The organism is uncultured Flavobacterium sp. (genome assembly GCF_963974175.1).
Taxonomy (GTDB): Bacteria; Bacteroidota; Bacteroidia; order Flavobacteriales; family Flavobacteriaceae; genus Flavobacterium.
Map to the genome: position 1 here is coordinate 209,727 of NZ_CAXBBR010000003.1, position 22,914 is coordinate 232,640.

General features: G+C 36.9%; 8 protein-coding genes. 5 read left to right on the forward strand and 3 right to left on the reverse strand.

Annotation, left to right across the window (positions count from 1 at the left end; genetic code table 11):
* Nucleotides 1–69: 69 nt before the first annotated feature.
* The gene (locus AAC069_RS06220) at nt 70–1,749 is read right to left on the reverse strand and encodes a hypothetical protein (RefSeq protein WP_339919610.1); all 1,680 of its coding nucleotides are present in this window, start codon (nt 1,747–1,749) and stop codon (nt 70–72) included.
* Nucleotides 1,750–1,917: 168 nt separating this feature from the next.
* On the opposite strand from AAC069_RS06220, the gene AAC069_RS06225 reads away from it, so the two are divergent.
* The 5 genes from AAC069_RS06225 (at nt 1,918) to AAC069_RS06245 (ending at nt 8,079) form a co-directional block, all read left to right on the forward strand.
* Nucleotides 1,918–2,328 (forward strand): helix-turn-helix transcriptional regulator, encoded by a 411-nt coding sequence (locus AAC069_RS06225; RefSeq protein WP_339919611.1) that lies wholly within the window; start codon nt 1,918–1,920, stop codon nt 2,326–2,328.
* A gap of 392 nt (nt 2,329–2,720) precedes the next feature.
* Nucleotides 2,721–5,729 (forward strand): TaqI-like C-terminal specificity domain-containing protein, encoded by a 3,009-nt coding sequence (locus AAC069_RS06230; protein ID WP_339919612.1) that lies wholly within the window; start codon nt 2,721–2,723, stop codon nt 5,727–5,729.
* A gap of 41 nt (nt 5,730–5,770) precedes the next feature.
* A complete protein-coding gene (locus AAC069_RS06235) occupies nt 5,771–7,123 on the forward strand; it encodes a hypothetical protein (protein WP_339919613.1) in 1,353 nt (450 codons plus the stop codon).
* A 16-nt stretch (nt 7,124–7,139) separates the two neighbouring features.
* Nucleotides 7,140–7,346: a KTSC domain-containing protein gene (locus AAC069_RS06240; protein WP_339919614.1), complete on the forward strand. Its 207-nt coding sequence runs from the start codon at nt 7,140–7,142 to the stop codon at nt 7,344–7,346.
* A gap of 109 nt (nt 7,347–7,455) precedes the next feature.
* Complete coding sequence (locus tag AAC069_RS06245) at nt 7,456–8,079, forward strand: hypothetical protein (protein WP_339919615.1); 624 nt, start codon at nt 7,456–7,458, stop codon at nt 8,077–8,079.
* 276 nt (nt 8,080–8,355) lie between these two features.
* Here the strand turns inward: AAC069_RS06245 and AAC069_RS06250 are convergent, their stop codons facing one another.
* Together AAC069_RS06250 and AAC069_RS06255 are read right to left on the reverse strand one after the other, a co-directional pair.
* Entirely contained in the window at nt 8,356–9,330 is a 975-nt protein-coding gene (locus AAC069_RS06250; protein WP_339919616.1) for a type IX secretion system membrane protein PorP/SprF, read from the reverse strand.
* Nucleotides 9,331–9,375: 45 nt separating this feature from the next.
* Nucleotides 9,376–22,833, reverse strand: a complete 13,458-nt coding sequence (locus tag AAC069_RS06255) for a T9SS type B sorting domain-containing protein (protein WP_339919617.1) — start codon at nt 22,831–22,833, stop codon at nt 9,376–9,378.
* Nucleotides 22,834–22,914 lie beyond the last annotated feature (81 nt).

Consider the following 22,914-nt stretch of genomic DNA (forward strand, 5'->3'; position numbering starts at 1 on the left):
ACTATTTTTACCTATCTAAATCTGTTGTAATTAATTATCAGTTTATTGTCTTTTGCCTTCTGAATACTGCTACTTGAACACTTCTTCTAAACGTTCCAATTCTTTTGTTGCAATTGCATCAGCACGCTCCACAAATTCATGGTAGCGGTTACACAAAACTTCATAATCGTGTTGACTCACATCATCAATAAACCCATACCGCAAAGAACTACCTGGACAGGAAAGTATTTTCAACAGCACTTTGTCCTTGTCCGTTTGTCGTGGAAAAATTTCAGCAGTAAGTGGCGTGAAATACTCACACAGATCAAATAGAAAGACTAAAGAAAAATGATTAGGAAAATACCCTAAAAACAAACGAATAAGTCCCAAACAAGTCTGTTCCAAAACAATATGCATCATAAAGACATTTACTTTAGTGGAACTACCTCCATCCATGGATTCTGCTTCAATAAAAATATGCTTCGTCTTGTTTCGCTGTTCGAGATACCTACGTGCTGATTCGATACTACGGCATGGCGTTTCATCATAAGGAAGGTAAGGTGGCTGAGCATTATTTTGAAATAACAATTGGCCCCGTTCCATAACCTGATAGAAAAAATGCTGTTGATCACCGCGCCTTTGCTTAAGCGATGTTTTCTTGTGTAGCAGTACCGTTGCTGTATGTTGACCTCCCGTTTGAGTTTTAATACTGTCGGCAAGATTAGCTGCAGCATCTGCCACATATTGGTTAACAATTACAAATAAATAATAGTGATTGTTTTCAAAGTTCACTTTGTTTTCTTCAAGAATAGTATCAGTCAATGATCGATTAATACTCCGTTTTCCAAAGCAATAAATAGCCAATGTTTCGATAGAATCAGTAATAATTGTAGTAATTAATTGCAGGGGATCTTTTTCGTTAATTGCAATAAGAGGAATACTTTCCAAAGAAAATTGATGTTTGCACCGGCATATACAAGTAGTAAATAAGCGTTGAACCTCTTGTTTCATCCATTCCCATTTTGCTTCTGCAGCTTCAATTAGCTGCAAAGATATTTCAACAGTTTCCTGATGTCCCTGTACCACACAGCAGGCACTACTAAGACACTCCAGTAATAGAACATCTTCCACCTTATCATGATCAAATACTTTTCCCAGCGTGTTCGAAAATTTGCTAATATGCTTTTGCTGTGTTTCCAACTCTTGATCTACTAACCATTCCCCTGTCAAGAAACCAGAAGCAGTAATGAATAGAAATTTTATACTTTGGTGCAATGCATAAGCGGCTTGAAGATAATCTTTACCGTGTTTATAATGCCTCACATTCAATCCCGCAGCAAACGAAGTTTGATTATCAATCTGATACCTACATTTCGCTTTTTTCAAAAAGCGTTTTGGTTTCAGTTTCTCAGTAAAAAAAATAGTGCTCCTATCATCTACAGTGTAAACTAACTCTTTAGAACTGCAGTGCATAACAAAAAAGGGATTTCCATTCTTCAGTTCTTCCTTCACCCAATCACAACCAAAAATTCGGAAAGAGAATTGAGGATAAGATTCAAAAATTTTCCAACAATAATCAGTAAGATCATCCCAATCATGCGGACTATGCTTTCCAATAATAACGATAATGATTCCTTCATTACCCTCCTCTTCAAGGGGAGAAGAGAAATAGATGGAGTCTGCCAGGACAAAGGATAATAAAAGTTCAATTACTTTTTCAAGGGAATCTTGTTCTGGATACTTTTGCTGTAGTAAAGTGGTGTGATTCATAATTCTGGTTTTTAGTGTGAAACATATCGGACAAATGTGTATTTTTGTTTAAGTCATAGCAAGTTCCGAACAGTTCTGGCCGTACTCAACCAATTGGGATTGTATTACACAATTTACCGTTGGTATTTTACCAATAAAAATTTCGCAGCTATTTAATACCTTTACACTATGAGCACAACTACAAAACCAAAACACATAGGACGCAACATCAGTCGCATCAGAGAACTACGAGGAATGAAACAAGAAGCATTGGCAATAGCTATTGGAGTGAGTCAGCAAACGGTTTCTAATATGGAAAATAGTGAAACTATTGAAGATGAAAAATTACTTGAAGTTGCAAAAGCACTTGGAGTAAATGAAGAGGTTCTGAAAAATTTTTCAGAAGAAGCTGTTTTTAATATTATTGGAAACACAGTTAATAATCACGATAATGGTGCATTATTTAATTATCAGCCAAACTTTAATCCTATCGAAAAATTAGTTGAAGTTTTTGAAGAAAACAAAAAACTTTATGAACGTCTACTTCAAGCCGAAAAAGAAAAAGTAGAATATTTAGAAAAGCTATTTAAAAACAAATAATTTCCAAAAATACCTATTAAAAGACTGTCTCATTGAGGCGGTCTTTTTTGTTTTTATAAGAAATCCTAAAATATTTTTCATCTGTGTGATATAGTCAATATCACTAAAAGTGGGTATGGCGTATTCCTATAAAATGTTGTTTATTTACCTTTTAACAGTCAAAAGGTTATAATTTGACGCAAAACAAATGGAAATAAAGCAGATAATAAATATTTGTGCTCCTCAAATGTGGGAAACCGTAAATTAATTCAATTTAGTCTCCTTAGTTTTGAAAAATCAATCGGATTCGTTTATCGAAAGTAGTGTCATTTATCAGCCTAATTTGTTAATAACAAAATTCTTACACTCCTTTCAAATTGTGTATTTTTAGATTCTAAAAAAAAGCGTTACCAATGTCATTATTTCAGCCCTCAGTTCTCAAGAAATACTTGAGCCAACAAGATTCTGCCTTGATCCAAAAAGCCTATAAAAAATACGTTAAGTATTTTCACAATGGTGCAATTCAGGAAAATATTCGCAACAGTAAGGAGGAACAATTCCAGGAAGGATTCTTGCGAGAATTATTTGTGGACATTTTGGGCTACACACTAAATCCGGCAGCTAACTTTAATCTGACAACGGAACTCAAAAACATAAAGGGAGCCAAAAAAGTGGACGGCGCCATTCTAAAAGACGGAAATGCCCTAGCAGTAATTGAACTTAAGGGAACCAACACCAAAGACCTAGAAAGCATCCGTCAACAAGCCTTTGATTACAAAGCCAACCAAACAGGCTGTATCTATGTCATTACCTCCAACTTCGAGAAGTTGAGGTTCTACATCAACAATGCCGTAGATTATGAAGAATTCAACTTGTTTACGCTAACCCACGCCGAATTTGAAATCTTCTACCTCTGTCTGGCCAAAGAAAATATCTTGGCTAATAAACCCCTCAGTATAAAAGAAGCTTCGGTGGTGGAAGAAGAAAATATTACTAAAAAATTCTATGGGGATTATTCCGTATTCAAGCGCGAATTGTACCGCGATTTAGTCAAACAAAACCGGTCTAACATCATACTTAATGATTTACCCGAAAAGACTACGAAACTGATTCTTTTCCAAAAATCACAAAAATTGATTGACCGTTTTCTGTTTATTCTCTTTGCAGAAGACCGTGGATTATTGGCGCCAAACTCGATCAATACCGTGCTAAAAGAATGGAAAGCTTTGGCTGATTTGGATGTCGAAATGCCACTTTACGACCGCTACAAACAATACTTTGGCTATCTCGATACGGGTCGAAAAGGCACCGACAAGAAAGAAGAAATCTTTGCCTATAACGGTGGGCTTTTTCAACCCGATGCGATTCTCGATGCAATTATCATAGACAATGACCTACTCTATCGTCATACCTTAAAACTTTCTACTTATGATTTCGAAAGTCAGGTAGATGTGAATATTTTGGGGCACATTTTTGAACATTCACTAAATGAAATCGAAAGTGTCAATGCCGAAATTGAAGGAACCGATTTCGACAAACAAAAAACCAAACGCAAAAAAGACGGCGTTTTTTATACTCCAAAATACATTACCAAATACATTGTCGACAACACCATTGGTAAACTCTGTACCGAGAAAAAACAAGAACTCGGCATCATTGACGAAGAATATGCCAAAGGCCGCAAGAACCGCCAAGCCACCACCATTATAAAACTGGACCAGCAGCTCAAAGACTACCGCGAATGGCTCTTGGAACTCACCATTTGCGACCCAGCTTGTGGCTCGGGAGCTTTCCTGAACCAAGCCTTAGATTTCTTGATCAAGGAACACGCCTACCTAGATGAACTCAACAAACAACTCTTTGGAGGTTTCTTTGTCTTTCCCGATATCGAAAACCAAATCCTGGAACACAATATTTATGGGGTCGATCTCAACGAAGAAAGTATTGAGATTGCAAAACTCTCGTTGTGGCTGCGCACTGCCCAACCCAAACGAAAACTTACGAGTTTAAACAACAACATCAAATGCGGCAACTCTCTTATCGAAAGCAAAGCCATTGCCGGCGACAAAGCCTTTAACTGGAAGGAACAATTCCCGGAAGTGTTTGCCAAAGGAGGTTTTGATGTGATTATTGGAAACCCGCCTTATGTTGTTTATATAAAATCAATATTTGGTGATGAAACTTTAAAGTATGTAAATCAGCAATTCCAATTTTCAGAATACAATCCAAATACCTATGCATTATTCACTGATTTAGGATTAAATATTATTCTTAAAAAAGGAGGGTATCTTGGATTTATTATACCAAATTCTTGGCTAGATGGTCAATATTTTTCAAAAATGAGAAAGGGTGTTTATCATAAAAATGTTAATGAAATTGTATATTTAAAAGATACCGTATTTGCTGAAGTCGTTGAAACTGTAATTTTATTGTCTGAAAATGTAGCAAATAAAAATGAAACTATTAAGTTGTCATCAGATGTAATCAACAATACCTTTGAGCAAGTACAATTTAATAAAGATAAATTTATTAGTGGTTATAATCCTTTCATTACTAAGTCAGAACCCTTTTTAGAAAAGTTAGAAACCAAATTCGATAAACTTGGCAAAAACGCAATTGTTTATCGTGGTGTTGAAACTAGGGATAATAGTAAATGGTTGTCTGAAACCAAACATTCAGAGTTTCATATTCCAATTTTATTAGGCCGTGATGTAAATAAATATCAATACAATCATAGTGGTACTTATTTGAATTTTATTAAAAAAGAGATGAAAAGTAATGCAAATGAAAATATGTATTTGCAGCCAAAAATTTTAATGAGGAGAACTGGAGCTACGATTATAGCAACAATTGAAACTGAAATGTATTTCGCACTTAAAAATTTGTATTTAATAATTCCCAAAAAGACAGATGAAATTTATTCAATGATTGCACAAATTAATTCTAGGTTGATGAGTTACTACCATAAAACTAAAAGTAGTGATGAAAATAAAGCATTTGCCCAATTTAAAGGCATTTATATTGAAGGATTTCCTTATGTCAAGAGTGAAAGTTCAGAGTTTAAAATTTTAATAATTGACATTTTAAATCGTACAAATGATTTCAATAAAGTAGTAACAAAATTCACAAACTACTTTTCAGGACAATATAAACTTGGGAAACTGCCTAAAAAGCTAGAAAACTGGAACGAATTAACCTTTGCTACTTACATTACAGAACTCAACAAAGCCATTAAAACAGCAAGACAAACGCCACTCACAAAAAAAGACGAGTTCGAATGGTTAGACCTATTTGAAGAAAACAAAGCCAAAGCCCAGAACCTAAAATCACAAATAGAAACCACCGAAAAAGCTATTGATAAAATGGTGTATGAATTGTATGGTTTGAGTGAGGAAGAGATTAATATTGTTGAAAATAATTAAAAAAGTAAGAGATAGTAAACGAAAAAAATACTTGGAAGGATATGAACATTAATCAAAAACAAATCGTGCAGGATAGTTTAGAAGCAATAAAAAGCACCGATATTGAGCAACATTTAATAGCTACCTATCCTACTGAAACTGATTTTAGCAAAATAAATATCAGTAAATATAGTGCTGCAGAATTTCTGTTTCTTTTCAATAAAATGATTACTCAATTAGAAGAGGAATTAGAAAATGGATTAGGATTTTTATTGCCATTTACTGAAAATTATGCTAATGATTTTGGCGCAGTAAATCTTCAAAACGATTTGTCAAATATTCATAGTTATTTAAATTCCAACCAATTTACTACTATCGAGCCTATACTAGACAAACTAATTCATTATCAAATAAAAAATGGCTTCTGGAACAAATCAGAAGTAAAATCGCATTCAGTTGATTTAGAAGAACTAAAGAAGCAAAAAACTTTAATCAATCTAAATCAAAAGGCATTAAATAAAAATCTAATTTCTTATGATGTTTTAAAAGCAAATTTAGAAAGTACAATTTCTGATTTTAAAGTTTTTATCGATGAAAAAAAACTGGAGTTAACCCAAATTACAACCTTACTTTCTACTGCAAATTCACAATTAACAGAGTTAAATCTAGTAGTTTCTAATGCCACAAATAAGGATACGGAAATTGACGGAATATTAAAGAATATCAAGGATAAAGTTACAACGGTTTCTGAAAGTATCACAGAATATGAAACTGATTTCACGTCAATTAAAAAAGACAATTTAGCATTAAAACTTCAATTAGAAACATCAATTGCCACAGCATTGGAAGATTTAAAAAAATCAAAAGAAGGTATTGAATTTGTTGAAGGTAATCGGGAGGAAATTGTTCGTTTAACCGGAATGGCTGCAGATGGTGCATTAGGTTCGAAATTTGACCAAAGACAAGATAAATTAGAAAAGGGATTAGTTTTTTGGAAAAATAGTGTTCCTGGAGTTACCATACTTTCTGTTATATGGGTATTGGTTGTATTTACTTGTTTGAAAGCAAATACAGGTGATGTATGGATAAACTTATTAATCAATTTACTTAAAACTTCCCCAGTTTTTATATTAATGGGATTTGTTTTTTCACAATACAAAAAAGAAAGAAATCTTCAGGAAGAATACGCTTTTAAGTCAGCAGTAGCAATGACACTAACGGCTTATTCTGAAATGCTTTCAAATGCGGATAGAGAGGACAATACTTCTCGTCAACAAATGCTATTGAAATCTATTGAACTGGTGTATAACCAACCGAAAATTCATCCAGATAAAAGTGAAACATTATTTAGTTTTAACACGAAAAATTTAAAAGAAACAGTTGGCACTTTGACTGATGCTTTAAAAAAAAATTAAGGGCAATTAATAAATTATGATGCGACAAAATATTCATTCTACAAATATAAAGAGTGTTGGTTATGAAGATGGTAAATTAGAAATAGAATTTAAAAATCGTTCAATTTACCAATATTTTAATGTACCAGAAAATGTTTTTTTAGGACTTCTAAACGCATCATCAAAAGGAACTTTTCTGAACACTTACATCAAGGACAGATATAGATTTAGACAAATTAGATAAATACCAAAGTAAATTACATTTTTTCAAAATAATACAAGGTAGGGTTAAAATTGTATGGTTTAAGCGAGACAGAGATTAGGATTTTGGAGGGGAGTTAAGAACTAAGTTTATGAGAAAAGGAAATTGTCATTTATGTGGGGAATTTAAAGAACTGTCATTTGAGCATATACCACCAAAAGCTGCTTTCAATGATAGGCCAATTCTAATTCAAAAACACGAACATTTGTTTGATAAAAAAAGTTATGTCTATGGAAAATCAATAAGAAGCAATAATGGTTCTGGTGCCTTTTGTTTTTGTGAAAATTGCAACAAAAATACAGGAACTTGGTATGCTAGGGATTTCTCAGAATTTGTAGCTCAAGCCTATAATCACTTTGATAAAGCTGAAATAATTAGCAAAACTAATATTATAGAGTTTAATTTTAAACCTTTGAATGTTTTGAAACAAATACTCACAATGTTTTTAGCAATTGAACATACTGGTATTCTCAAAAATGACAAAGAATTAGTAAACTTTATTTTAGAAAAAGATAATAATTCATTACCAGACAAGTATCAAATATATTTGTACAATACAATTTCAAATCACAAGAGATTATATGGAATACAATGGAAGAATTTTAATGGAAGAATGAATACCCATTCTGAAATTACTTTTAAACCCGCTAGCGCGGATTTCAAATCCGTGCCCTTTCCAATGGTAACTATAAACAAATCCAGTATTATGTATTAGTCAAACCAAAAAAAGATCAAAAGAAATAGAAGCTATATTTTGTCCTTTTGTGATTTGCATACTGAAGATATTAGTAGTATTCAAAAGAATTTATTATGATTAAAGTCTATTTAGATTGGAATGTTATGTCAGGAATGAAAAACAATCATTTCCCAGAACTAAATGATATAATATTAAACAAAGAAAAATTTTTATTATTATACTCAACCTCTCATATTGGAGATATATTCGCCAGTATTAAGTTCGGAGTAACATTTTAATAATTAATTTGAACTATTAATCGTGTACCGGACTTTGTGTACAAGGACAGTTACTAATACCTGCAAGAAAGTCAAGCCCAATTGTAACGACATGAGTTCCCGTATTAAATACCGCTAATTGATTAAGAGTAACTTGATAAGAATATCCAAAATAAAAATTAGACTTCTTAAAACCCACCATTGGCCCCACATTTAATGGTTTAAAAAACTGGTCATTCAAGAAACGATAAGAAACTCCAATCCAGTAGTAATCATCGTATCTGTTAAATTTTCTGTACTTTATGTTGACATCTGTACTCGAACGCCCGTCGCTGGCAAAATATTGATAAAAAACAGACGGTTCAAATTCGGCCGTATTATCATTGAGACTTTTAAAAACATAGCCTGAATACACTTGGTAATTTCGAAGTAAGATAGGCTCCACCCCTGAAAATCGATCGGCGTTTTTATTTAAAATATTACTAGCATTCAGACTCAAATAATAAGACTTGTTTCTGTATAATAAGCCTACTTCAAAGTTGTTGTTTGAAACAAATCTATTGTCAGTGATACTGGGATCCAGCATAGGTCTTTCATAGGTGGTATTGAACTTATCAATATCTATTTTAAAATTATTGAGGTTGTACGACATCGCAAACGACAAATATTGCTTGGAGTAATAATCCAAAATCAAGTGGTGTGCAAAAGACACTTTGGCACCAGTTTGCCTCGTATTTCCATTGCTGTCATTGTAAAAAGACAGCCCAACCCCGGATTGATCTGCAATTCTAAAATCGGCATAAACCGATTGATTGTTTGGGGCATCTTTTATACCCACCCATTGGGTCAATCCATTGGCTCTAATTTTAAGATTATCACCAATTCCTGCAAATGTTGGTGCTATTACAAAATGATTGTCGGCCAGATACTGAGTAAAAACCGGTAAATTTAACTCTTGACTATAACCCCAAGTTACAGCAAAGAGTAGAAATGATGCTATTATTTTTTTCATTAGATTTTTTTTCATTTGTCAGAACTGCTCGTCCCTTTAATAAATTTATCTGTAAAGCGTAAAATGTCCCACAAATTCGCGAGCGTCCTTCATGTCATTCAGCCTTAAAACATACCAGTAATCGCCGCTAGGAAGCTCTGCTCCATTGTATTTACCATCCCAATATTGTCCTGTACGATAGTCCCCTACTTTACGACCGTATCGATCAAAAATTGAGAATAGTAAGTTCTTATAATTTTCTGTACATCCAGGAGCCCAACCATCGTTAACACCATCTCCGTTTGGAGTGAAATAATTTGGAATACATACATCAATATACTCCATATATTTCGTAACACTAGCCACACAACCATTAACATCTGCAACGGTAACGGTATACTCCCCTGATTTGTAAATAATAAAATTAGACGTACTACCATAGGATTCCCCATTGAGCATATACGTATATCCGCCACCGCCACCAGCCGCTACAGCAACAATCTCATTTAAGCCTCCATCATTCAAAACGAGTGTCAAAGGATCTACTTGGACAATATTAAAAATTATCGTTTGCTGTTCGCATCCGTTGCTATGTCTTGCCGTAACAAAATGAGTCCCGGGAGCTAGATTGGTAAATATAGCCGACGATTTAAAATCACCCCCGTCTAAAGCATAATCAACATCTGCTGGATCAGTGATACTGTCATCAATGCTAATGGTAACCGTATTGACCGCAGCATTATTCACGCAGTCATACTGCACTACTGCGATTGGTGTCATGTTTATAGATTCAGGTAAAGCTACTAACCAATCTGTCGTACAACCATTAGCATCACGAATGAAAACAAAATGGTTTCCGCCACTTAAGTCTGTAAAATCAAATTCTGTTTGGGTTGCTGTACCCACTGTATACGTTCCGTTAGGATCATCCAGACTAACACTGTAAGGTAAAACTCCTCCATCGACCTCAATCATAAATGCTCCGTCTTTATCTCCTGCGCAAATTTCAGGAAGTATCGATCCTGCGACAGTGGATGCTACGATAGGCGCCGGCTCCGTGATATCAAAATTGATTTTCACATAGCAACCCAAAATATCCTGAACAATGATATCATAGTTACCCGGTGCCAGTTTGTCGAATATATTCGTGTCTACAAATTGATTCAAATAGGGAGAAATAGCATATTTGATACTTCCCGACCCTCCGGAAGCATTAATTTGTAATATTCCATTCTTTGCCCCATTACACGTTACATCTATAGTTACATAAGGCGCAATCAATGGAGAGGCTGGTTGCGTAATGCTAATCACGGAAGATAATGTTGTACAATCCCCGCTATCTACTTTTACCTGATACTTTCCGGCAAAAAGACCCGTGAAATTACCCGAAGGTTGTGGCTCTTGAATAATTGCACCAAGTCCATCCAGCAAAGTATAACTATAATTACCCAGACCTCCTTGAGCCGTTGCAACAATAACCCCTGTATTGTCTCCTGCACAATTAATGACCGCATTCGTCTTGTCTAAATTAATCACTAAGGTCTCTAATGGATCAATTTTAATATCATTAGAAATATAACTGGTACAACCCTTGGCATCTCTCACATAATAATGATAGGTTCCTACTGGAACTGAGAACGTAGCTGGTGTTGCTGCTGTAAATGAACCTGACATTTCTGGCAAACCGCTAGGTGTAAAACTTCCATCAGCACTATAAGTGTAAGGCCCCGTTCCTCCTGTAGCGCTTAATGTAAGGGTCGCTTCTGTCAAACAAGTTTGAGAGCTATTTTTTACTAGACTCACTATAACTTTAGCAGGTTCAGTTATTACTATTGGACTTGAAACATTAGAACAAGACCAAGTATCTGTCACCATAACATTATATGTCCCTGCGCCTAAATTGTTAAAAACAGAAGCCTGTTGTGGTCCATTGCTGTTAACAACATTTCCTGTAGCGTCAAGAGTTTGCAATGTGTACAAATAATCTCCTGAACCTCCTGTTACTGTGTTTACAGTAATAGAAGCACTTGTGTCTCCATAACAACTTAGTAAAGAAACATCTGGACTGGCTGTTACAGCGATTGGTGTTGGATCTAACAAATTCACATTTACAGGCACTATACATCCTTTGCTGTCTTTTACATTTACCGTATAACTTCCGGCGGTTAATCCTGTAAAATCAGTCCCGGCACTCCATAAGACTATAGGGTTACCTCCTAATTCCAATTGGAATTCGTATCCTCCTGGCCATCCGCCACTAGCAGAAACGGATATACTTCCGTCAGCACCAGCACACGTAATTTCAGTATGTGTCTCCATAAGAGCCAATGTTGCAGTTGGACCTGTAATCGTGAAGTTTTTAGTCACTGCACAATCAGGTGATTGTGATAATGTTGCTGTTATGGTATACGTTCCTGCAGCTAAACCTGAAATAGGGATTGGCCCATTATCTGGGGATGTTCCTCCTGGAAGAGGCGTCCCTGCAGCATCCACAAGCGTATAAGTAAACGCACCCGCATCATCCCCATTTGGAGGTGTTGTAGTAATGTATCGGTCTACAAAAGTTACATTGGCACTACCAGTAGTTCCTCCAAAACAGGTGACATCAACTACAGCATCAATGGTTACATCAAACGTATTCGGTTCGTTTACATAATGAACTCCTTTTATTTCACAATTCGTATCTAAGTTTCTCACCGTGATTAAATAATCAGCTACTGGAAGATTAGTAAATATACCGGTTGTATTGGTTTGACTTGGATATAAAGTACCCGTTGTATTGGCATCTACCAACGTATATTCTAAATTAGTCGCTGTTCCTCCAACTGTTGTTGCAGTAACGGTAATATCTTCCAGATTAGAACAGGTAATCGCTTGATTTATAGTAACATTTACCTTAACTAAAGCAACATAAGGTGCAATTGTGATAGGCCCAGTTGTAGTTCCAAAACAACCTTTACTGTCGTACACGTTTACAATGTATGAACCTCCTAAAAGATTCCCTTCCGTATACACATTACTAGCACTAAACTGTACTTGCGTATTAGGTGTTCCTATTTTTATAAACTCATAGTTCAAATATGGCGTGGTACCGCCCGTTACACCTGTAACTGTGATAGTAGCATTATTACCTACGTTTCCTGTGGTACAACCAAATTGTACAACAGTTGGTGCAGGCACAACAAGTACCGCTGGTTCGAGTACATCTATAGTTTGAGTAGCGGTACAAGCTCTACCTGATGTAACAACAACGGTGTACGTTCCGGCTGATAATCCACTAAATAATTGAGAATTTTGAGAAGGTCTGCTCACGGCTAGCCCGCCTACTATTGTTCCGTTTAGCGTGTACGTGTACACCGGATTATCATTGACTCCAGGAGCTAGTGTGGCTAAAGTTGCGGTGATTGTACCATCAGTTCCACCGTTACAAGTCACAGCTGTAGTATTCAAACTAAATCCAGTTATCAGCGTTGCTGGTTGTAACGTTACCGTTGTAGTTACTTCACAGCCCGTTGTTATATCACGCACATAAATGGTATGTGTTCCTGACGCAATACCGGTAAATGGTGTTGCCATTGGGTATACGCCACTGCCGATTCTATATTCATAATTTCCTGAACCGCCTGTTGTTGCCACTGCAATCACACCATCTCCATCTGCGCAAGAAGGTGATGTGGTAACTGTTGGTGTCAAAATTAATGGGTCTAAAATGGTAACTGGTGCCGCAGTAGTAGCACATCCATTCGCATCTTTAACCGAAATGGTATAAGTGCCTGGTGCGTTCACTGTAATTACATTTCCGGTTTGGAAATTGCCTCCACCCGCACTGTACTGCAACGCTGTACTAAATCCTGTAGCTGTTACTGTAATGGTATACGTTCCTGTTGGACTCGGACACGGCGTTGCTACTACCGAAGTAATGACTGGACTCGCGTCTAAAACAATGTTTTGTGGTTTAGTAATGAAACATCCATTGGCATCCATCACATACACATCCCAAGCCATATTCGCGCCTCCATTAGTATCTACCACAAGTGTATTACTGGATCCGTAAGCAGATGCTGCTGGCACTGTTGAACCTGCAATCACTGCAACATATTTATAATTTACGGTTCCACCTGAAGCCACAACCGTAATAGTTGCCATATCGGTAGAACAATTAGTGTTCGTTGCCGTACTGGTAAAATCAAGAACCTGTGCAACTCCACCAATTACAAAAGGTACATCAGCTAAACATCCTGTTGTAGTATCTACCACTTGCAGCGTATAATTTCCAGGTGCTAGTGCAGTTAAACTCACTGGAGTTCCAGCAATCACTGGAGTTCCAGTTCCAACAGTTAGGGTTGCAGTATAACCTGCTGAATTAGCAACCGTAAAAGTTGCCGTTCCGTTATCTGTGTTAAAACAAGTTTCATCCGTAATCGTTGTTACTGCTACTGCTATATCCACACGTGGCGCAACCGTATACAATTCTTGGTAGGTACAACCATTAGCATCGGTTACTTGGAACAAATAATCTCCTGCTGTTAAACCAGTGAATACATTGTTTGTACTGTTATTGATGCTGGTTGGCATAAGCATTTGATAAGTAAACGGAACTACTCCGTTTGTAACAGTGTTAATTGTTACTGTACTCGTCACGTCTCCTAAACCTTGCTGTACACAATAAATAGGTGTTCCTGTAATATCCATATCCGTAGGTGGATTTAATGCTGGAGTAGTAACTGATTTTGAAACTGTTACACAACCTTTGGCATCTTTCACTGTATAACTTACAGTGGTTGCAGTTGTTAAATTATTAACGGTATAGATATTGGCTGTAGTGTATCCTAAACCATTAAAGTTATACAAATATCCGCCGTTTCCACCAGCAGCCGTAACTGTAATGATGGTAGTAGGACTACAAGTCGTATTGACTGTAAAAGTGTCTGTAGCTGTTAAAATTACAGGCTCTGTAATTGTTATAGGAGTTGAGGCCTGTAAACAACCTCTGCCATTACGAACCGTAACCACATAATTGCCTACTGGTAAACCGGTATAAACACCCGAAGCATCTCCAGTCGCGTTTGTAGTTGTACCCGAAAGTGCATAAGTATAAGGCCCTTCACCTGAAGTTACTGTAACCGTAATGGTTCCGTTACTTTCACCATTGCAAATTACGTTAGTTACAACAGGCGTAGCAATAATAGTAGCTGGAATTGGATCCAGAACTATGGTTGCTGTAGTTTGACAAAGTGTTGGATTGTTAGCATCTGTTACTCTAAACTCATAAGAACCTGGAGCCGATGCTGAATAAGGAGTTGTAGCGGCTACAAAACCACCCGAGTTAAAGTTAACTTCGTATGTATAATTTGAGGCTGGTGTTGTATTCCCGCCGATTGTATTCAATGTGATTGTTGCATTTGGTGTTCCAGTACAATCCAATACCTTCGTTAAAGTTGGTGTCAACTGCAATTGAGGATAAACAATATAATCTACATTAGCGGTACAACCATTACCATCCTTGATCTCCAGATTATACGTTCCAGAAGCATTAAAAGTAAAGCTTGACGAACTTTGGAATGCACTTCCGTTTACGCTGTAGGTTGGTGCGCCTACGATATCAGGATCAACTGTACCAGAAATAGTAATCGTAAATGGATTACCGTCGTAGCAAATTGGTGCAGGTGTTGAAATCGTTGGATTTTCATCTGCAAATACCGTTTCTGTTGTAGATTGTATACAATTGTATGAATCCTTCGCATAAACATAATATATTATACCTGTTAACGAACCTGGTCTAGTAAACGTGTTTCCGCTTACCCAACTAGCATCCGATGCTAATGGTGGAGTAGCCGAAGTAGTTACTTGATAGGTGTATGGTCCTGTACCATTACTAGCTGCCGCTGAAATAATACCCAACTCGGTACAATTTGAGTTTTTAACTAATGTTGCATCAACTACTAACAATACTGGTGACTCTTGGATATTAAAATTAGCCGAAGCATTTCCACAACCAGTATTAGGTCCTGAGGTTTCTCTAACGTAAACATAATAACTGCCCACACCTAGAGTAATAGGAATACTTGGAATATTTACCGTACTAGAACCCGGAACAGTGAAAGGTCCTGAAAGATATTGCGATATATTGGTAAACGCTTCAAAGATTTCATAGGTATAATCAACCGCAACACCACTTGAATTCGTAACATCAAAAGATACATTTCCATCTGCACTTCCTGTACACGTAATGTTTTTTGGAACAAGGTTACCTACTACAAGTGATGAATTTGAAGGTATTGGAGTAACTGCTGTTTCATAGTAATAACACAAAGTAGCTGAATCATATACAATAAAAGTATACGTAACTCCTGGAAGCAAGCCTGTAAAAGTAGTGCCTTTAGATCCTGGAGGAGTTTCTCCTTGCCATCCATCAGTCCCGTCGGCAATGAAAACTTGACCAGGACCGTTATAAATATTAAAATGGAAAGGTCCCGAACTCGTTAATGCACCAAGAACTGCTACATCAGCTGTACCGCCAAGAGCACAATTAGCTGTTGTATTAATAACAATATCTAAATCATCTGGATCAGATGCTACTTTTACATCACTTTCAATAACAGTACATCCTTTAGCATCCACCACTCTTATTTGATAGAATCCGAAATCAACTACATCGAAAGTGGTTGAAATATTTCCTGGATTCATTTCAGATTGGTTATAACCATTTATACCCGTAACATAGTAGGTATACGGTAGCGTACCACCTGAACCTCCTACAGTACTTACACCATCTGTAATCTTATCAATAATAATAGACCCTTTTGAAATACCAGAACCCGATACACATTGAATATCAATAACCCTAAAATCTATAACCATTGGAGGCGGCTCAGAAATAGTTATCGTTTCAAAATCAGTACATCCTTTAGCATCGGTTACAGTAACCACATAATCACCTGCTGATAAACCAGAGGTTTGTGTGCCATAATTGAAAACTGTTGGTGTAGTTCTCGTAACATTGAACACAAATGGTGATTGTCCTTTGGTATTGTCAATAGCAATTGAAATTGCCGCTGTATCATCTCCATTACAATTAATAAACGCCGTTTGAGTAACTCCAGTGATATCTGGATCAATTGGGGTAGTTAGTACGATTGGGGTAGTTGTAACAGCTTGGCATAATATGTTATCTGTTACTCTAAATGTATAACTGCCAGGCGTACTGGTATTGAATACATTGCTAGCCATTGTCGTGTAAACGCCTGCCGCTTCTTTATATTCATACGTATATGCTGCTGTGCCTCCTGTAGGTGTCAATGTAATTTGAGCAGGATCAGGTGCGCTACAGGTAATATCTTTGTTTAATACTGCTGTTAAGGTTAATTGAGGATTTACAGTGATAACATTACTTGTATTAGTACAACCGTTGCCGTCTTTTACAGTTATTGTATAGTTTCCAGCAGTTGTTACTACAAAAGTATTTCCTGCTTGGTAAGAAGCTCCACCGTTGATACTGTAACTAAGTGTTCCTACTCCGCCTAAACCTGAAGCAGTTATAGTATACGAACCAGACCCTAAACATTGTCCTGTTGCTGATGCTGTTACAGTTGGTAAAGGGTCTTTTGCAATAGTTATTGGTAGTACAAAAGTACAATTGTTAGCATCAATAATATGTGCGTACCACGTAGGAGTTGCTGGGTTTAAATTAGCAGTATTACTTGTTCCATAAGTTCCAGGTGTTGTACTTGAAGTAACAAATGAATATCTAAAACTTGGAGTTCCTCCCGCTACTGTAACCGTTACGCTTGATGTCGGCACGTTACAATTTGCATTTATGGTGGTATAGCTTGCAGATAACGCTGCAGCTGGTTGATTAATCGTAACAGAAGTAGAAGCTGTACATCCTGTAACATTATCTGTAAATACCACATTATACGTAATGGCTCCCAAGTTAGGCAAGGTAAACGTACTGGCTGTGCCTGCTACTGGAGATCCGCCATTAACAGTATAGCTATATCCTGAAGCAAAACCGCTAACGCCATAGCGAATAGAACCTGTAGTGTTTCCACGACAGTCTACATCGGTCAATTTAGTGGCCGTTGCAACAATAGGCGTTACAGGTACAATGGTGTAGGATTCTGAATAATAACAGCCATTCGCATCTGTTACTCTAAAGGTATAATTTCCTGGTAACAAATTAGGGAACGAAGCCGCTTGAGCCGATCCTGTTGTGGTTATTGGTCCAAAATTAGTAGAAGCTGTAGCTGATGTAGTTCCTGTAATCTCAAACCTTAAAGCACCTACTCCGTTGGTAGCGGTTACAGATACCGTTGTTGTGGTAGCTGTACACGTTACTGCGGCATTACTAAAAGTTAAATCTGTTGGTTTATTAAGCGGTGCCAATGTGATCGTTTGAACGGGTGATAAACAGCCATTCGCATCTTTAACAATTATATCAAAAGTTTGCGGAAGTCCGTTGTCATTGACAGTCAGCGTACTACTTGATCCATACGATGCACCATTGTTATAACTATACGTGTACGTACCCGTTCCACCTGTTGGTGCAACAGTAATAGTTGCCGATTGATTGGCGTTTGTAGTGCTACACTTGAAAGCAGTAGCCGTAGCATTGGCTGCAATAGGTGTTGGATTTATAATAGTCACTTGGCTTGGAGTAGACTCACAGCCTTTGCTATCGATCACTTTTATATCATACGTGCCTGCAGCCAAACCAGTAAACTGATTGGTAGTTTGTGTGGTGTAAGTAGTTGCTGAACTCCCTTTTATCGCATAAGTATACGTTGTAGTAAAGCCACCTGAGGCAGTTACGGTAATAGTCCCGTTATTTAATCCGTTACAAGTACTATCAGTTTTAACAGTAGTATGCGTTGGAGTCGTTTTTGGTGTTACAGTAATCGTGTTGCTTGTAGCTGGACATCCTTTAGAATCAGATACAGTAAATACATACGTTCCTGCAACAGTCGCAGTATATGGGAATGAAGCTACTGCTGTTGGGGTTCCTGAATTGAACGAAACCGTGTAGGTGTGTGTTGGGCCATAACCGCCTGTAATTATTGGGTTACCAATAGATGCGTTTACCAAACAGGTCAAGTCTTGAAGTAAAGATACGTTGAATGCTACTGCGGGTGCAATTACAATATTCGGAATAGTGGATGTACAATTGTTGCTATCTGTCACTTCAATCGTGTGCGTTCCTGGAGTAACATTAGCAAATGAAAACGTAGTTAATGCCGAGCTAATTGAGGCATTGCTGTCTAATTTATACGTAAATGGACCTACACCACCGCTTACATTTACCACTAGAGTCGCTGGATTTGCTACCGTATAGCAATAATCTGTCGATGCGTTTAATGTTGCTGTGAGAGTTGGTGGAGCGTTTACCGTTATTGGCACTCCAGTTGCATTCGAACAAGCATTTGCATCTTGCACAAAAACCGTGTAACTGCCTGCAGGTACATTTGTAAAATCTGGATTGTTATTGAAGGCGGTTACTACAGTAGTACCATTTGCTTGACGCAATTCATATTGGTACGCAGGGGTTCCGCCTCCGCCTACTGCGCGAATTGTTGCACCTGTACTGCAAGTAGCTTGAAGTATTATTGTGGCTGACGCAGTTACAGCAGTTGGTGCTGTAATTGGTACTGAGAATGTTTTGGTACAAACTGCCGCCGATGATGAATTAGGGCGTACTAGTACAGAATATGTATTTGCAGCTAAACCCGAAACCGTAACTGGAGAAGTTGTTGTTGTGAACCAATTTGCACCATTATTAGTAGAATACTGGAATCCCGTTGTTGCATCAAAATTTTGAGCAGCTATAGTAATTGTTCCATCATTAGACCCCAAACATTTTAGATTTGAAAAACCAGTAACGGAAGCGGTAAAAGCTTTACCAGAATCAATTGTTATAGGAAACTCTTTTGTAGTAACACAGGATATTACGGAGCTACTTACAATTAAGGTATAATTTACGGTAATGGTATGTGGTCCTGATGGTACGTTTACAAAAACATTAGAAGGAGTATTTGTATTTAATACATTATCGATTAAATACTCATAATTAAAATTAGATGCTCCATTATTATTTACGGTAACTGTAGCCGTACCATCACAATTAATTATTGTGTTTGTATTAATTGTTGGAGGAACGGGTTGTGGATCAACAGTAATTGCCATAGGAAAAACACAGCCGTTGGCATCTTTGATATACACCGTGTAGTTGCCCGGCATTTTGTAGGCCTCATTTAGGTTTGTCCAACTTCCCTGACTATCAAAACTGTATAAATAAGGATTTGGCGCCGGAAATGGTGTTCCCCCTTGTGGATTACTAACTCTTATTTTTCCTTCACCATTAGGACCACATCCTGCCAATTCAGAAACTTCCGCAGAAGCAGTTAGAGCGGCAGCAGGTCCAGTAATCGTAATAGGAGTTCCTACCTCAGTACATACTTGTTCGCTCAAGGTATATTCTAGGACTGGAGTATAGGTTCCCGGCGCTAGATTAGAAAAAGTAGCATTAGTACTGTACGATGTTCCGTTGTTAATACTGTATCTTAAACTGTAGCCATTGGCATTGCTGACATTAAATTTAATTTCTCCAGAATTGGATCCGTAACATAAAACATCCGTTTTACTTACTGTATAATCCGGTTTAGGAACTTCAGCGACAGTTATTGAAGTAGTAGTAGAGCAATTGTTCGCATCAACCACAGTAATATTATAAACACCTCCTGGGGGTAATGGTTTCGAAACTACTATTTGAGGTACCGTTTGAAATACCGTAGTACTATTTACAAAATATTTATAAGGTGGTGTCCCCCCAACTGGGTAAATAGTTATTTCTCCATTAGCGCAAGTTAATGCCTTGGTTAATGCAGCTGTAGCTGTTAATTTATCTGGATTTATTATGTCAATAGATCCTGTTTCTATGCAACCATCTTCCGTTCTCACCTCATAGGTGTAGGTACCAGCAGATAAATTGGAAAAAGTATTTTCATTCGCTAATATAGGACCTACGCTATTTACCAATACTCCTGATTTACTGATACTGAAGAAATATTGTGCACGCGCATCATTGGCAACCAATCTTATACTTCCTAAATCGCCATTACAAAGTGGTTGGGTAGTAATTTCAGAAACTGTAAAATTCCTTTTTCTAATTAAAATATTTTGTACCTCAAAAATACAAGGATTTGTAGTTACACCAACTTGTCTGATATATACGGTATAAGTACCTGCAGTTGCAATTGTAAAAATAGTAGACAATTGGTAATTCACCTTATCCAGACTGTATTCATATCCGGAAGGGACTCCTCCAACTGTTATATTTCCATTGGTCGTACAAATAATATCATTGGTCGTAACTGTAGGGTTTAGAATGTTTTTATATACATTGAAATAAAAAATACTTTGACATCCCCCAGCATACTTTAAGACAACTCTAAATTGACCCGCAGTATCAGCCGAATAATTTGGACCCGTAGCCACTGTTTTCCAACAAGTGTTTGCAAAACTTTCATTGGCGCAATTAGCGATAGCTGTAGACGGACAGCTTGCTTCATCCAATTTTTGCCATTCTATCGAAGAAGCGTCTGTAATATTAGTTTGAATGAGTCGCGATGCATTTGCACCACAAAGAAAAATATTTGGTAATTTCTTTCCGTTATTCGGGCAAGTTACCACTTCTCCCTTATAAGGGGATTCTGCATATGGAATTACAGGATTAGTTATTGTATTCCCGTAAGGTATAACTGTTATCTCTTCTTTAATTGATTTACAGGAACCATTAGATACAGAACTCACATAATAGGTTCCTGTACTTGTTGCGGTATATGTTTGATTTGTTCCAATTACTGGTGAACCTGTAGGGCTAGTTGACCAAGAATACGTATCATAACCATTTGAAGCATTTAGCACAACACTACTACCACATAATACTTGATTTCGTGTAAATGTATAACCGTCAATATTAGCTAAAAAATTAGTAGATGAGGGCGCGCCAAAGTTACAAACTGTCGAGGCAAAACTACCTTCTCCTACAACTGGAGTAGTATTAACAACTCCTCTATAATTAGCAAAAGCCTGATTCTTAACTTCATTCGAACACGCATCACTGAATAGATTGTAATCAGAGACTACCTTAACATGCAGCCGTATGGTATGCAAAGGGTCGCCTATTTTTACTAAAGCATCCGGTATAGTAAACGTTAACCTTCTTGTAGCCGCGTTATAGGTATGGGTCACACCTACAGGCAACGATGTAATATCAGCTGGATAATTAAAAATGACGTTTTTAGGAAGAACGTCTTCTAAGGTGAAATTGGTGACATTGTCATTCCCTATGTTTTTAAAATCAATTTTATAGTATAAATCTTGCCCTAAATTAATAGTGGTATTACCTATATCATTACCGGAGGCATCTTCGACAATTTTAGTCAGACTTATATCAGGAGCAACAACATTTATCAAAAAAGAATTGAAAAAGCTAAACAGAGTATTTGCTTGACCTTTAGGTATTTGCAAACTAACTACTGCCTTAGTGGCATTATTTCCAACTTTAGCTGCATTTAAATGATCTACAGTACCTGTATCATAACCTAAAGTATTTTTACTATCAGGAACCCTTCCAGCAAGATACCCGTTTGGGTCCGTTATAGAACTGTTAAAAAAATTTTGATTAGGTCTTTCGGCGGTGGCAGGAATCCGATCTCCATTTGAACCACCATTACCAACTTCAACTATGGTTTTTGAAACTCTATCACCGTTTAAAGTCGCAAAGCCAAACTGTATGTTTACAGCAGCTGGAGAAGGAGGTGTAATAAATCCTGAAACAGGTATGTCTAGACTACTGCCATCAAAAATGGCACTAAAACCATCAAAAGTAGTAATGGATTTAGTGGTTGTTGTAGGGTCTTCATACACCACTACAAGAGTCCAACCTGCGGATAATCCTGTTGACCCATTATCACCTATACTTGAACTTACATTGGCTACCGTGTATACTCCTTTGGCATTTCCCAAACCAGATACTAAAGAAGTCACATCCGCATAACAGGCATAAGGCTTATTTGAATCAGGAGCTATAGGGGTACCAGGATTATCATAAATAGCTGTACCCACAATATCAGTATACACTGAACTTCCCGGTAATTTTAATTTTACATTTTTAATACTCGTTCTGCTATCTGCGGTTTTAATTAAAGCCCCCCAATACAATCCGGCATAAGCAATTGTAAAACAAGTCGTAGTTGCGGGAATTGCCAAAGTGGCACTGCTGGAACTAAAAGTTGTATCATCAGCATCAATATCAATATATTTCATCGATATAACCTCATTGTTACTACCTCCATTGAATGGAACATTATTGATACCTAATGTACTATTCCCTATCACAAGCATACTTCCTTTCATCTCTTTATTATACCTAATGGTAAAAGGCTTAAGGTTCTGGGCATAAGAACTAAAATGCAGTAAAGTCATCAAAACAACAAGAGCTGTTTTAGAAATAGTAGGTTTTTTCATGGTATTTAATATTTGGCAATCCCATTTACTTTCCATCCAAAGGGCATTGAAAAAAAAGCAAATATAAAATGGTACTGTTTT

Coding starts and splice junctions, on each gene's coding strand:
- AAC069_RS06230 (WP_339919612.1), top strand. CDS start 2,721: ATGTCATTATTTCAGCCCTCAGTTCTCAAGAAATACTTGAGCCAACAA.
- AAC069_RS06255 (WP_339919617.1), bottom strand. CDS start 22,833: ATGAAAAAACCTACTATTTCTAAAACAGCTCTTGTTGTTTTGATGACT.
- AAC069_RS06235 (WP_339919613.1), top strand. CDS start 5,771: ATGAACATTAATCAAAAACAAATCGTGCAGGATAGTTTAGAAGCAATA.
- AAC069_RS06225 (WP_339919611.1), top strand. CDS start 1,918: ATGAGCACAACTACAAAACCAAAACACATAGGACGCAACATCAGTCGC.
- AAC069_RS06245 (WP_339919615.1), top strand. CDS start 7,456: ATGAGAAAAGGAAATTGTCATTTATGTGGGGAATTTAAAGAACTGTCA.
- AAC069_RS06240 (WP_339919614.1), top strand. CDS start 7,140: ATGATGCGACAAAATATTCATTCTACAAATATAAAGAGTGTTGGTTAT.
- AAC069_RS06250 (WP_339919616.1), bottom strand. CDS start 9,330: ATGAAAAAAATAATAGCATCATTTCTACTCTTTGCTGTAACTTGGGGT.
- AAC069_RS06220 (WP_339919610.1), bottom strand. CDS start 1,749: ATGAATCACACCACTTTACTACAGCAAAAGTATCCAGAACAAGATTCC.